The organism is Alteromonas sp. 5NW40-0090 (assembly GCF_057552975.1).
Window position 1 is genome coordinate 213,934 of the sequence record NZ_BAAJLT010000005.1, and the last position, 14,310, is coordinate 228,243.

Genomic DNA, 14,310 nt, shown 5'->3' on the forward strand with positions numbered 1-14,310 from the left:
GTACTGCGCTGTTTACACGATGCCTTGTATTCTTACCCGCTGCTGTATCGCCCATTCATAAGTGTACGCATAGCATCAACATGGGCTTCATTAAGGGGTTTTGTATTTTCCCACGTTTTATGAAGAGGGACAGTAACAGGGCGTTGGTTTACTTCACCCACCATAATATTGGTAATGTCACTGCCGACTAGACTTATCGCGAATTCGCCAAGTGTCGTTGCGAGTAACCTGTCTTGGGCAACAGGCGAACCGCCTCGCTGAACATGGCCTAAAGTGACCGGCCTGACGTCACTAATATCATGCTTCATTAGTTCTTCAGTGAGCCCAGGTAACCCCTTTGGCCATACGTTTTCAGCAACGACAACGATAAAACTAACCGGCCCTTTCAATGCGCGCTGGGCGTTTATTTGGGCAACAATCTTTTCTATCTCTTTGTCAGCAGATTCGAAAAATTCCGGTACCACCACATAATCAGCGGCAGATGAGAGTGCCGCACTCAATGCTAAAAAGCCCGCGTTCCTGCCCATGACTTCTATAAGAAAAATACGTTCGAATGCATCAGCAGTATCACGAACTTTATCGATAGAACTCATCGCTGTATCAATAGCGGTAAAATATCCGATGGTTGCATCTGTGCCGCTAATATCGTTATCTATCGTACCGGGTATTCCTAAAATTTGGCCGTCCCACTCTTTCCCTAATTCAGCTGCGCCGCGAAATGAGCCGTCTCCGCCAATCACAATAAGCGTATCAATCTCTGCCTTCATTAAGTTGTTGACGGCTTTTTTAATCCCTTCTTGGCTTTTAAGCTCTTTACATCTTGCACTGTGTAGAATAGTTCCGCCTTGTTGAATCAAGTTGTGAGTAGAGTCGAGAGATAAGGGAATATACTCTTGTTGTAATAACCCATTGTAGCCATGTTTATAGCCAAGCAGCGTATAGTTAGCCTTCTGGCAAGCAATAATTGCAGCACGTATACATGCATTCATACCTGGTGCGTCGCCACCGGAAGTTAAAATTGCGACACGTTTTGACACATAAAAATCCTTCTATTCACCAGCACTACAGTTAAGGTAGCGTTAAGGTAGCAATACGTAAAGTGAACATGTGTGTTGTAGAGAATTTAAATAACTGAAAAGAAGTAAACAGCACGATGTCATGAGCGCTTCACCATTTACGAGTGCTTTTTATTTTGAATTATAAATAAGCGAATTTGCAGCAAATAACGTAGTTAACAAAAAAGGATGAGTTATGCGTGTACTGGTAGTATTTATTTCTGTGATGTTTCTTGCATCATGTAGTTCAAAACTGGCCTACAACAACTTAGATTGGTGGGTTTACTGGTACATGGACGACTATATCGAGCTCAAAGATGAGCAAGAAGAAAAATTTGATGACTATCTTCAAAATTGGCTACGCTGGCACAAAACCTCTGAACTTAAACGTTACCAAGCTCAACTCCTTGATATTAAAAGTCAAATTAGAGCAGGGGGTTTAGATTCAAACACTGTCCACGACCATCTTGCAAACGCAAGAGCTCATTGGGAAAGAGTACGTAATGAAGTTAGCCCTGAAATAGCAGAAATAGCAAAAACGCTCGATGATGAGCAAGTCGTTACGCTTTTTGCTGCGCTTGAGAAAGATAACAAAGAGGAAGAAGAGGAGCGAAAAGAGTCGCTAGAGAAGCCTGAAGAAGAGCGGCTAGAAAAACGTATTGAGCGCATAGAGGAGACTGTCAGTGAACGCATTGGAAAACTAACTAGCGAACAAAAGCAAATAGTGGCCACGTATTCTACGCAGTTCATTGCCACGGGGGATGAATGGCTGACCTATCGCAGAGATATACAAAATGCAGCACGAAAGCTATTTGTAACCCGTAAATTTAACGATAATTTCGAAGCGGAACTAATTGACCTAATGCAAAATCCAGATCGCTATAAAAGTGATATTTATAAGCAAAGTAGCGCCCACAATATGACGGTCAGCGCTACATTAATCTCCGAACTTTTTACCACGCTAACTGATAAGCAGCGAGAGACCCTTATCGAAAATATAGACGACCTGATTGATACTGTAGAGAGTTTTCAAGGCTGAAAATAACACAGCCAGTATATGGGACGTTGATAAAAAGAGCTGGGGCTATTTATGCACTACTATTACCATTTTGTGCGCGAAACTCGACGGTTTAGCCTCATTATATTCATGAATGCATGTTTGTTAGCTATCATGTATTGGTGGGGCAGAACTCACTTACTCGACCACAATGGGCTAAAGAAGTAAGGAAGAAAATGGGCCTTGATGAATAACTATGCGGCGAGTTGTTAAGAACATAACACCCAAGAGCCTACCGTTTTTCGTATATATAGCATCTTACTCAAACATTTTGAACTTATGTACAAGAGTCTAGTTAGTCTTACAATCACTGATCATTTTCCGGGTGCGTGTATCTGATTGTTTGATCATATCGTCTATTAGTGTCGTTTCAGGCATGTTTTTCCAGTACTTCTTAGGCATTTGGTTTAACATCGCACTTGTCTTGATACGTGCAGGGTTAAATATATTGGCGTAGTAGGTTAGCCAGTATTTTTCAATGCGGTCGTCATCGGGTACAACACTTGAATCGGGATTATCTTCAAGTACTAGGGTTTCAGTATCCCAGTGAGCTGCACGATAGGGTGTTAAGATTGACCAACGCATATTTTTAAACCGGCTTTGGAAGAAGTTAAGTTTTATTTCTAAACTGAAGTGCTCGGGCTCATACCATGCAACAAAATGCTCTTGCCCCTCTAGGCTAATTTCTCTGAACCTTAAAAAAGCACTCAATTTGTAAGCGTCGCGTTTTACCGCTTTCGCCATAGCAAAAAGCTGGATAACATCGTCATCAGTTTTGATTTGAATGAGCTGCTTATTTTCATAAACTACACGCCATAACACCCGGTAACACAATGCAAATCGATTTTCATCGTTATGGCATAAGGCGTACTTTAAAAGCATTAATGTAGGTTTAGGAATGCTAAGTTTACTTTGCGGCATTTTGCTTTCGCATGGCTCAGCATCGCTACCAAACAGATCGTTTTGTACTGAATGCGCGTTCTGCCAGATGAGATGTTCAGGGCGAATACGCTCAGCGATGCATCGACGCGAGGCTTCGCGCCATTCATCAAAGCCAGGTACTGAAGTAATGGTAATGATCTTCATATAGAGCGACCTTTTAGTCTGAGGCTGAACATATCTGCGTTATCATCATACTCAAGCGCCAAACAACTCAAACTGTTTAGGCTGTTTAAACTGAAGCTCAAAATTATTACTGTCGAGTAAATGGATATCAGGGAAGTAATCTCCCACGCTGATGAAAGGCTTCAACTTTTTAAGGGGTAGACGCATTTTTGTAAGGTCGATCCAGTTAAGCTTAGTATTACGCCTTATAGATAGAATTCTTTGTACCGTTCGTGCACCAAGGCCGGGAACGCGCAGCAGCATCTGCTTATCAGCTTTGTTTAAATCTATCGGAAACATGTGACGATTGCGAAGTGCCCATGCAAGTTTAGGGTCGTAGTCCATGTTTAACATGTCATCTTGCAAGATTTCATCTAAGCCAAAGCCGTAAAAGCGCAAAAGCCAATCCGCTTGATATAGGCGGTGTTCTCGTATCAATGGCGCCGGTTTTAACGGTAAAACTTCCGAAGCATCAGGAATAGGGGAAAATGCCGAGTAATATACACGACGAAGTTTTTGCTCGCTATAGAGCTTTACGCTTGTACCTAAAATGGTTTTATCGTTCGACCCATCGGCACCTATAATCATTTGCGTAGACTGTCCCCCTGGTACAAAACGGGGAGGGCGTTTACCTGAATACGTCTTGTCTACTTTATGCTCTGCAATTTTTTCTTTTAGCGTATTCATCGACCTATGAATATCATTAAGGTCTTTCTCTGGTGCGTATTTATTTAGCGAAGACTGCGTGGGCATTTCTACATTAATACTAAGCCTGTCTGCATAAAGGCCTGCCTCTGCTTGTAATTCTGGCGATGCATTCGGGATAGTTTTAAGATGAATATATCCCTTAAAACCATGATCAAGGCGCAAAGACTTTGCGATGCGTACCATGCTCTCCATAGTGATGCCGGGTGATCCCACAATCCCAGAGCTTAAAAACAAACCCTCAATGTAATTGCGCTTGTAAAAGTTAAGGGTTAATTCTACCGTTTCTTTAACCGTAAAACGCGCTCGTTGAACATTGCTTGAAACCCTATTAATGCAATAATGACAATCATAAATACAGTAGTTTGTCATAAGAATCTTAAGCAGCGATACACACCTACCATCAGGCGTAAAACTGTGGCATATACCCGAGCCACCGGTAAGCGAGCCTATGCCTGCTTTTTCGGTTTTCCCCGCTTGTCGTTTACCGGCGGAACCGCTCGCACAAGACGCGTCGTACTTGGCCGCATCGGAAAGAATTTCAAGTTTTTGTATCAGTCTGTCATGCATCGCCGATGTATACTTCCTTTAACCAATCACAGCAAACAACCTAGTATTTTTCGCCAAATCATCGATACGAGCTTTTTTGGCATAGGCTGGGTTGTATTATTTTATAGCATGTATATATATACAGTACAAATGGTAACGCTAATAGGGAAGCAAGATTTAATGTAAGCCTTAGCGGCTTACTACATAGATGAATGGGCATAAGGCAACAAGTTGCTAGAGAAAGAAAAGGTAAGTTTGCTTTAAAAAAAACCAATATAGCACTGGCTATCAAAAGCCAATATATTTAGAAAGTTCATCTCGAATGTTTTCGTACTTTTCTTTGTATGGCGCTTTGAGTGTCATGTCATCAATAAGCTTAAACAAACGCTTACATTCGTTTATCAATTTCATTTCGGCCTTATCTTCTTGTATGGCTATCTGAAGAAGACACTGAAGCAAATTTAGTGCAACGCCTGTATTAACGGGGGCAAAACCCTGAGCAAGGGCAAACGAAGCTTTTGCTCGTTCGTAGTCTTGCTGTTGATAGTGTTGAATACCTTCGCGGTTAAACTGTTGGTAACTCGCTAGATTTTTCTGTGCATTTTTAGCCTGTGTCTCTAGCATGTTCACACTATTTTGGTCGAGTTCGTCACCTCTCGATGAGAGAATAGAATTAAGTTGCAGCGCGTCGTCATATTCTCCCAGCTTGTACATAACCTTAATGCTATCGGGAATAAAAGCAGTGGGAACCTCGGAATATTTATCGTCTAATAGTGCTTGAGAAGTATTTAAGTGACGTTTAGCGTCGATTAATTTTCCGTCTATCGCACTTATTCTGGCATTTACAATATTGCCAAAAATATCAACGTCAAACTCTCTGTCTACTTTTTGTAAATGTTCATCAAACTTACCTCTCTGGAGAGTAAGCAAGGCTTCTTGTTGATATTTATTGCGCTGCTTTTTATCTTCAGCAAACTCAGCAACATCGAGTAAACTACGAATAATGCCGCACCAGTGTAAGCTTTTCTTATTCACCGTGCGTTTAGACAAGTCCCAAATAGCCTGGCTGGATGTTGCGGCTAATATCAAATCGTCATTCTGGCGACCAATTTCGCAGGCTTTAAAATGTCGAGGTAATGAAAAGGGAGACAGCTTTATAGCCTCTTTTATCGCTTCTAATGCCTTTACACCAGCTTCCAAAGCCTGATGCGCCTGTGCAAGCATATCATGAGCGTCGGCATTGAACCTGTTGCGCTTCAGTATTTTCTTGGCAACCGATATCGCTTTTTCATATTCGTTAAGAAGGAGATAAGACCTTCCGATGGCAACTTGCGCCCATAAAACTGGTTTACCGTCTATATAACTACGCAGAACATCAAGTGCTTTTTCAGGCTGTGATATTCGCCAATAGAGTTCCACTAAAAGCTGCTCGCAGTGCCCTTTGTAATGACGAGGATTTTCTAAAAGCGTTTCAATTTGGTCTATCGCGCTATTAATCTCACCTTGCTCAATCAAATTGAATACATACTGAAGGAATTGTCTTTTCTGCCAAGCCCGAATAATGCGAGATTTTAGTTGTACTTGTGAGAAGGGTTTTATCAGAAAGTCATCTGGTCGCCGCTCAATACTACCTAGTACCACAGGTCGAGCGCTATCAGCGCTGATAAGAATGAAAACAGATGTGGGGCCAATAAGCCTGCGGGTACGTAATTCTTCGATAAGTTCATAGCCATTTTTATTCTCGGCTCCCAAGTGTAAGTCACAGATAACAATATCAAACTTATGCTTTTTGCACAGGGATACAGCTTGTTCAGCGGAAGATTTAGTGACTACATCGGATGCGCCCATCGAATGCATTAACCCTTTCAAAAGTAGTAGGAAAGGGCGTTGATCTTCAACAATCAATACTTGTTTGTTGCTAAATTGCATTTCAAATCCGTGAATGAGCGCAGCATTTACTTCTACTAAGTATATCTAACTTTTAAAAATAAGCTTAAGAAAAACATTATCTTGCCGAAAACATGCGTATACATATAAAACGTTTAGTATGAATGTCAGCAGATATAACTTCAGCGAATGAACGAACAACAATCGACCCCAGTATTTACTGGGAGCGAAGTGGTGTACTTGCGCGTTCATCGTCTCAGGGGGCTTTGTTCTCTTTATATCTTGCCATGCAGCAGCACAGTGTGGCAGAGCCTTTTGAAATTGAAGTAGCAACTTCCGCTAACGACAATGCTCGGAGCATAGAAGCACAGCTCGCTTCGCTTAATCACTATAGGCGTCCTTCATTATCGGCTGATGAAAAAGCGTGGGAAAATATGCATGTGTGCTCAAACTTAGTGTCTCAAGATTTCGAAACTGCGCGTCTTTTTCTTCACATTACACCATCGCCGCTTGCGCAGACTGACAACGCAAAACGGCTTCCTGAGGACGTAATAGACAACTGCAGTTTAGCTGCACAAAAGCGACTCAAAAAACAGTATGCCAATACTTTAAAAGAAGATAATACAATACTTTACGATATTCTCTCGGCACAAGGTGAAGGAAAAACTACGAACGAGGGCAATAACAAACAGGTTCAAGCCGGTTTGTCGTCTTTTGAGAATATTGCGTAAATTAGCTGATAGTACCTAGAACAAGCATATTAGCCCGCTCCCGTATCCGGCCTAGTTTTTAGCGCTTTTTTTTGTTATATTTCGCGCCGCATTTTTGCACTGGTCTTACGCTCCAATCAGCAAAGGTTAAAATATGTCTAAATATATTGTATGCGCAATGTATAAATTTGTTGCGCTTGAAAACTTCAAAGAAATCCGCCAACCGCTTCTCGAAACAATGGAAGCTAATGGCATCAAAGGTACACTTCTTCTTGCCCACGAGGGCATTAACGGTACAGTTTCTGGTACTCGCGAAGGTATCGACGCATTACTCGCTTATCTAAATAGCGACGAACGCATTAACCCAATTTCTTACAAAGAATCACTTCACGACGAACAGCCGTTCTATCGCACCAAGGTAAAACTGAAAAAAGAAATTGTGACCATGGGCGTTGAGGGTATTGACCCTCGCAAAACTGTTGGTACTTACGTAAAACCTAAAGACTGGAACGCACTTATTAGCGACCCAGATGTTACGGTTATTGACACGCGAAACGGTTATGAAATTGAAATTGGTACGTTCAAACACGCTATCGACCCTAAAACCGAAACGTTCCGTGAGTTTCCTGAATACGTAGCGAAAGAGCTCGACCCGTCAAAAAATAAAAAAGTGGCTATGTTCTGCACTGGTGGTATTCGCTGTGAAAAATCGACGGCTTACTTGAAAGAGCAGGGGTTTGATCAGGTTTATCACTTAGAAGGCGGTATTCTACAGTACCTTGAAGATGTTCCGAAAGAAGAGTCATTGTGGGAAGGCGATTGCTTTGTATTTGATAATCGCGTTGCAGTTAACCATGACTTAGAGAAAAGCCATTATGAGCAGTGCTACGCGTGCAGACTTCCAATTACTGAAGAAGACAAGCAGAGCGATAAGTATGAGCCGGGTGTAAGCTGCCCACATTGCTTTGGTACGCATACCGAAGACCAAATTGCTCGGTTTAGAGAACGTGAAAAACAGGTTCAACTGGCGAAAGAGCGTCAACAAGAGCACGTAGGTACTGAAGCGCGTTTGACCATGGAACAAAAGCGTCAGGAAAAAGCAGAAGCTCAACGTTTACGCGCACTTAAAGCAAAAGAAAATCAGGCGTAGACAGCTAGAAAGAAGGACGTTACACTCGTGCTTATTGCAGTTGAAATAAGGAATGCGAGTGAGCACTCAACTTTCAGAATCTAAAATTGAAGAAATTAGAAAGGACTTCAGCTTTTTCGATCGTGATGGCAACGGCCAAATCGATTTGCCGGAGTTCATCGAGCTTCTAACCGTTATTTCACCAAAAACGAAAGCTAGCCACGTACAAGAAGGCTTCAAGCTTATCGATAGTAACGACGATGGTTACATCGACTTTGAAGAGTTTTTGGAGTGGTGGCAAGAAGGATGGTGGGAGTACTAGGTTCAAACTTAGTAACACTACCTTTAGCAAAGTCTTTCGATATGCTTGATTAAGCGTAAAAGAATTGCCCACCTAAAGAACCCATTGAAACGAGTGCTTTTAAGCACTCGTTTTTTTATGCGTTGAGTTTGGTGATTCATGTTGGGAGTGAGATATAGCTTTCTTAGAATCGTCTTCAGTGTCGGCTTCGAGCCTTAATTTCAATTGAATACTTCTAACTCGCCAGCCCGCTCCAGACAATGAGCGGATATTCGGAAAATTTCCTTAAACTTCGTTCTTGGCCTCAGTTTTCTATATTGTTGATTTGAAAAAAGAAAATCAAGTTAGCAGTGGGTTAAATCGCTATTACAGAGGGATGAGCCTTAGAAATCTCAGACGAGCAACTTGAACAGAGTACCGATGCTTCGTTTTGGAAAGCGGAATATCGACCTTATAAGCGGGTGAGTTTTAAAGCCTAATTAACTTCAACAATCCAAGTCACAGAAGATATGCTCCTTACAAAAGGGGACCCCCAACTTCAACATTAATTATTTTTAATGTCAATTAAAGTATACGAAATGATAACATCGTATTAACATTCATTTAGCAAGCTGCAAATAGCTACGTTAAAGAAACGACTTTTCTTAAGCTGAAGTTGACGATTGAAGGTCTTGATCTGAAACGGAGAATTTATGACAAAAAGCAACCATGCAGAACAAATAGAGACGATTACCTCCTCACAGAAACATGATCAATCCGGTAGTGATGACGAACACGTTGTCGAGTTAGAAAACACCGGACGAAGAAAGTTTATTGGTTACATGCTTAAGGGTTCGAGTTTTGCTGTTGCGTTACATATAACTAGCGGAGCTATACGTCCTCAGGATGCCAACGCCCGGTTGTTAGGAATACCGGAGCTTGCAGATGAGCTGGATTTAACAGATCTGTTGCTTATCTCCGGTGACCCTTTCTACTACGATTATTTAATTAAGATAACGAATGATAACCGTGTCCGTTTTGAGCTTCCAAGAATGGAAGTAGGGCAAGGTATATTAACTGCTGCAATGATGATTCTTGCCGAAGAGCTGGACGTTGAAATGTCCTCAATTGATGCGACTTTATCTCCGGCAGAAATCAGACGAGCGACTGGTCAAATTACAGGGGGCTCTCACGCCGTAACCTCTCTCTGGGATCCGTTGCGCAAGGTCGCGGCAGCGCTGTTGTATAAGATAAAATTGTCAGCCGCAGTGCATTTCGGGATTTCTGTGAACGAAATTAGTACAGAAAATGGCTTTGCAATTGATAACGATGGCAGCCGCATTGCTTACTCTGAGCTCACCGCAGGTGTTGAGGGGCGCAACGATGCCGCTCGACTGGCAAAGCCTAAAGATCCGTCACAATACAAAATTATCGGTACGCGGCAAAAGCGGGTTGACGCGCGCGATATTGTTACCGGCAGACTAGATTTCGCGATGGATCTCGACGTAGTACCAGACGCGATGCCCACTGTGGTCGCTAGGCCACCCAGCTTAGGTGGTCGCGTGATCACGTTTGACGATTCTGAGGCAATAGGCCTGCCCGGCGTCCTTGCCATCAAAGAAGTTCCGTTGGATGTTGATGCAAATTCCTCTGGCGTGGCCGTTGTTGCGCGTTCCTTTGGCGAAGCATTTCGTGCGCGTGATGCACTCAATATTTCATGGAGTGTGGGTGCTGCCGAAAATCTATCTGACGCCGATGTCATTGAGCAGTTACGTGCGATAAACCTGCCAACCTTACCTAATATTCCTCTGGCTACCGATTCGGTTGGCGGCGAGTTCATCTTTCCTTATTTGGCACATGCCCCTATGGAAACCATGACAGCAGTTGCCGATGCAACCGGCTCAAAGATCAGGATATGGACTGGCGCCAAGACGCCACTTGCAGCACAAGCCAAAATTGCGCGTGACCTTGGAGTCTTACCCACTGACGTCGAGGTGAATGTAATTCAGAGCGGCGGCTCATTTGGCCGTCGCTTATTTTTTGATGCAGCCGTTGAAGGCGCGCGTATTTCACAAATTGTAAACCGCCCCATCAAACTTATGTTTACTCGACAGGACGACACAAAGTTTGGCCGCGCACGACCGCTCAGCTTGCATAACGTAAAAGCGACTTACACTAGAGGTTTTTTAATTGGCAAAAAAGTGTTGTCGTTTGACCATCGCGCTGCGACCGCTGAATTGGATCTCGAACATGGCTTTGGCGACGGTATTACTGCATTGGGAGGAGAATTAGCGCCCGCTGCTTTCAGCCAGACAGTCTGGCACTCAACGCAACTAGTGCAATATAAGTTTGGTGTAACTTCCTTGCTGCTAAACGAAAAAAAATTCGTTGTGCCAACCTCCTCTTGGCGCGGCATCTACTCCGGCACAGCTGCCGTCGCAAACGAGATAGTTGTTGACGAATTGGCACGCGCAATGAACAAGGACGAATGCCAGTTCAGATTACAAATGCTTGATGATGAGCGCTCCAAAGCTGTTCTGCGGAAAGTTTCTCAAGAGGGCAATTGGGGAAGGAGAATGAAAAAAGGACGTGCCCAGGGCCTCGGGTTGCATAAAGAGTATAAGTCTCGAGCTGCCGTGCTTGTTGAATTGCAAACGTTCAAAGATCCGGAGAAAGAAAGTAAAGTCACCAAGATTGTTGTCGCGCTGGATGTGAACCGAGTATTGAATCCAACCGGCCTTGAGGCACAAGTTATCGGTGCGGCAACCGATGCCATTACCTACATGATTCGCACCAGTTTACACCTCGACAATGGCGCAATACGCGAGAGCAGTTACGGCGATTTTGAAATTGCTCGAATGCGCAACACGCCACCGGATATTGAAGTGCATTTTATGCCGCCTAACGGAGAAACACCGGGAGGTGCAGGCGAGTTGGTAGTGCCTGCGGCGGCAGCGGCGATAGCCAACGCATTTGCCAGGGCGACGGGAATTGCACCACGTCGTTTTCCACTTCGTGACTTCTATCCAGAGGGTTAATTCATGCCACAAATTACATTTAATGTTAACAATAACCCGGTTTCTATCGACGCTGAAAACGACGATGAGCTCCTGTATCTCTTGCGTGATCGACTTGGTATTACTGGCCCAAAATATGGTTGCGGTGTTGGCGTGTGTGGCGCTTGCACTATCTTTAAAGACGGGGAACTAGCCCGCCCATGCATTGTTCCGATGGAAGAAGTGGAGGGTGCATCGCTAACCACTATTGAAGGGCTTGCGGTTGATGACATTCTGCATCCGGTGCAAGAAGCATGGATAAACGAAGATGTCGCTCAGTGTGGGTTTTGTCAGGCGGGACAAATTTTAACCGCCGTCAAACTCTTGGAGTCTAATCCCAATCCCAACGATGATGACATTGATGAAGCTATGAGCGACAACATCTGCCGCTGTGGCACCTATCATAGGATTCGGAAAGCCATTAAACATGCTGCAGCTTTGATTCAGCAGACAACATAAGAGGCTAATTTGTGGGGAAATGGGTTGGTCTGAGAAGAACATCTTAATTTGTATAAGCTCAGAACTAATCTGTGTATTTCGCCTACAGGGTTAGTGGCCTTGTAGACTGCTTAAAGCGAATTGCATGAATTTCACTGCTTTTAATTAGAGGGCTGCTTTACGTACTCTTCTGCCGTTTAATTACAAATATTTAAACGGCAGCTTTTAGCACAAAACGGAAGTAGTCGAATAAAAGTAAGAATGTCAGTATCTTCTCTTAAACGAACCTTCAACACAAACGCTTCTCTAAACAACAACCGGCTCCCTAAAAAGGAATCCTCGGTGAATATAAATTACCAATCGGCGCTGTATACTCTATTGGCTGCGGACGCTTCTACTTCTAGTGGGGCTTTATCGTAACCGTATTCAGCCACGTTGAAAAAATGTTGGGTGACAACTTCATCTACATAAACAACTCGTACTTTCTTGGGCTGTTTTATGCCTATCACCGCCGCTAGCGCCAATTCTTGTTCGTTCAACGGTTGACCTATTTTTAAGCCTTTCATATCTGTTTCATGTGCCCATTCTATGTACTGGGCTAACAATACGCGTGTTATTATTTTTTCATAGGAGAATGCCACAACGACTATTACTGTAATCAAGGCAAACGAAACGAACTTTACAAATTTCATGTGGTTAAAATCCATTTTAAAGGGGGAGTGTGCCGCGTTCATGCAGTGTTACAAATAGTTGACGCGTATAGTCAGCACAATCGCTTTATTGCTATATGCGTAGTAGAACATCTGATGGCAAGGTGTTCCATCAAAGAGCTGTAAGAAAATGTGATTAAAAACAAAGTGAAAGGTTACGCACCGCTATTCAACAGTGAATTGTGACTAGCGGCGGTGATGGGTCAAACTACGATATAGAGTTTTATTCGTCGTCGTCAGACAAAGTGTTTCTAGGTTTACGCTTAACAGGAACCATACCAATATCTTCTCCAGACATAGTATCGACACGCTTTTTAGTACCGAGTTTTGCTGGTTTCGCTACGCGCTTTTTACCATTTTTCGCATTTGATTTTTTCGATACTTTTTTCTTCGGCGTAAAACCTTTAAAAGACGCCGAAAATTCGTCGTGTGGTAAACACTCTAATGCATATTGAAGGTGATTCTTAAGCCCTTCAAAACTGTTCCAATCACGAGGGCCAATTAGCGAGAATGCTTCGCCTTTTTGCCCAGCACGGCCTGTACGGCCGATACGGTGAATATATTCATCAACGTTTTTGGGAAGGTCAAAGTTAACCACCAATCCTACTTTTGATAAATCTAGTCCACGAGAAGCAAGGTCGGTAGTAACCAGAATACTGTGCTGTCCACGCGCAAACGCACTCATTACTGCTGCCCGTTGGCTTTGTAGCATATCACCACGAAGCGCAATAGCTTCTAAGTTCTGTTCGTTAAGCAAGGCTGCAATTCTGTCTGTATCTTCACGGGTAGCAGTAAATACGATAGCTTGGTTATAGGTACGATTGGTTAGCTCAAATTGTAAAATTTGATCTTTATTATCAACATTGTCTGCAAAGAAGCACTTCTGTTCGATATCGCCATGCTCTGCGGTTGAGTCTCCTACAGCTACACGAACAGCGCCTTTGGTTAACTGCGTTGTCATATGCTTTAGCTCAATATTATCGAGCGTGGCAGAAAACAACATAGTTTGACGCTTTCTGTGATCAGCATAGTCGTTAATCATTTTTAGCTGAGCAGAGAAGCCTAAGTCTAACATTCGGTCGGCTTCATCAAAGATAAGCAACTCTAAACCGTTTAAATACACACTTTTATCTAATAGATGGTCAGCTACACGACCAGCTGTACCAACGATAATGTGAGGGTTACGGCGAAGCGCTTTAACTTGGTCGTTATAGTTTTCACCACCTACAATAAGTGAACAAGTAAGATTTAGCCCGGTACACATTGATTTAGCTTCAATGAAAACTTGTTTGGCTAGCTCGCGAGTTGGCGCAAGAATAAGTGCACGTGGGTCTTGACGACTAAGGGCTTTTTGCGACATTAGCCTGTTTATAGCTGGCACTAAAAAGGCGAAGGTTTTACCTGACCCCGTTTTTGATGACGCAATAATATCTTTGCCCTGAATAGCAGGCAGTATAGTGCGTTCTTGAATTTCGGTTAGTGTCGAAATGTTTTTCGTTTCGAGCTTTGAAATAATTTTGTGGTGAACAGGTAAATCAGTAACTAGCAAGAAGGTATAGCCTTTTTAAAATGACATTCCGGCGCATTATCCCTTAATGCACGGTGCATTAAAAGGTTTATTGGAAAGGCT

12 protein-coding genes are annotated in these 14,310 nt (G+C 43.0%); 6 read left to right on the forward strand and 6 right to left on the reverse strand.

Annotated elements, in window-relative coordinates; translation table 11 throughout:
• Positions 1–32: 32 nt before the first annotated feature.
• Positions 33–1,037 (reverse strand): ATP-dependent 6-phosphofructokinase, encoded by a 1,005-nt coding sequence (locus AC27KT_RS08130; RefSeq protein ID WP_487128931.1) that lies wholly within the window; start codon positions 1,035–1,037, stop codon positions 33–35.
• Between the two features lie 214 nt (positions 1,038–1,251).
• Here AC27KT_RS08130 and AC27KT_RS08135 point away from each other — a divergent pair, with 214 nt between their 5' ends.
• A complete protein-coding gene (locus AC27KT_RS08135) occupies positions 1,252–2,094 on the forward strand; it encodes a DUF6279 family lipoprotein (protein WP_487128932.1) in 843 nt (280 codons plus the stop codon).
• A 309-nt stretch (positions 2,095–2,403) separates the two neighbouring features.
• On the opposite strand, the gene AC27KT_RS08140 is transcribed toward AC27KT_RS08135, so the two are convergent.
• The 3 genes from AC27KT_RS08140 to AC27KT_RS08150 all read right to left on the reverse strand — a co-directional run bounded on the left by AC27KT_RS08140 (position 2,404) and on the right by AC27KT_RS08150 (position 6,399).
• Positions 2,404–3,198 (reverse strand): TIGR03915 family putative DNA repair protein, encoded by a 795-nt coding sequence (locus tag AC27KT_RS08140; RefSeq protein WP_487128933.1) that lies wholly within the window; start codon positions 3,196–3,198, stop codon positions 2,404–2,406.
• A 51-nt stretch (positions 3,199–3,249) separates the two neighbouring features.
• Positions 3,250–4,491 carry a putative DNA modification/repair radical SAM protein gene (locus AC27KT_RS08145; RefSeq protein WP_487128934.1) on the reverse strand — a complete coding sequence of 414 codons (1,242 nt, stop codon included), beginning with the start codon at positions 4,489–4,491 and terminating at the stop codon, positions 3,250–3,252.
• Between the two features lie 267 nt (positions 4,492–4,758).
• Complete coding sequence (locus tag AC27KT_RS08150) at positions 4,759–6,399, reverse strand: response regulator (protein ID WP_487128935.1); 1,641 nt, start codon at positions 6,397–6,399, stop codon at positions 4,759–4,761.
• A gap of 122 nt (positions 6,400–6,521) precedes the next feature.
• Between AC27KT_RS08150 and AC27KT_RS08155 the strand changes: the two genes are divergently transcribed.
• The 5 genes from AC27KT_RS08155 to AC27KT_RS08175 all read left to right on the forward strand — a co-directional run bounded on the left by AC27KT_RS08155 (position 6,522) and on the right by AC27KT_RS08175 (position 11,991).
• Positions 6,522–7,088 carry a VC2046/SO_2500 family protein gene (locus AC27KT_RS08155; protein ID WP_487128936.1) on the forward strand — a complete coding sequence of 189 codons (567 nt, stop codon included), beginning with the start codon at positions 6,522–6,524 and terminating at the stop codon, positions 7,086–7,088.
• A gap of 133 nt (positions 7,089–7,221) precedes the next feature.
• Positions 7,222–8,217, forward strand: a complete 996-nt coding sequence (gene trhO / locus AC27KT_RS08160) for an oxygen-dependent tRNA uridine(34) hydroxylase TrhO (RefSeq protein WP_487128938.1) — start codon at positions 7,222–7,224, stop codon at positions 8,215–8,217.
• Positions 8,218–8,269: 52 nt separating this feature from the next.
• The gene (locus tag AC27KT_RS08165; protein ID WP_039220280.1) at positions 8,270–8,518 is read left to right on the forward strand and encodes an EF-hand domain-containing protein; all 249 of its coding nucleotides are present in this window, start codon (positions 8,270–8,272) and stop codon (positions 8,516–8,518) included.
• A 671-nt stretch (positions 8,519–9,189) separates the two neighbouring features.
• Positions 9,190–11,514, forward strand: a complete 2,325-nt coding sequence (locus AC27KT_RS08170; protein WP_487128940.1) for a molybdopterin cofactor-binding domain-containing protein — start codon at positions 9,190–9,192, stop codon at positions 11,512–11,514.
• 3 nt (positions 11,515–11,517) lie between these two features.
• Complete coding sequence (locus AC27KT_RS08175) at positions 11,518–11,991, forward strand: (2Fe-2S)-binding protein (RefSeq protein ID WP_487128942.1); 474 nt, start codon at positions 11,518–11,520, stop codon at positions 11,989–11,991.
• Between the two features lie 332 nt (positions 11,992–12,323).
• On the opposite strand, the gene AC27KT_RS08180 is transcribed toward AC27KT_RS08175, so the two are convergent.
• Together AC27KT_RS08180 and AC27KT_RS08185 are read right to left on the reverse strand one after the other, a co-directional pair.
• Positions 12,324–12,662: a hypothetical protein gene (locus tag AC27KT_RS08180; RefSeq protein ID WP_487128944.1), complete on the reverse strand. Its 339-nt coding sequence runs from the start codon at positions 12,660–12,662 to the stop codon at positions 12,324–12,326.
• A 241-nt stretch (positions 12,663–12,903) separates the two neighbouring features.
• Positions 12,904–14,229 carry a DEAD/DEAH box helicase gene (locus tag AC27KT_RS08185; RefSeq protein ID WP_487128946.1) on the reverse strand — a complete coding sequence of 442 codons (1,326 nt, stop codon included), beginning with the start codon at positions 14,227–14,229 and terminating at the stop codon, positions 12,904–12,906.
• Between the last annotated feature and the right edge of the window lie 81 nt (positions 14,230–14,310).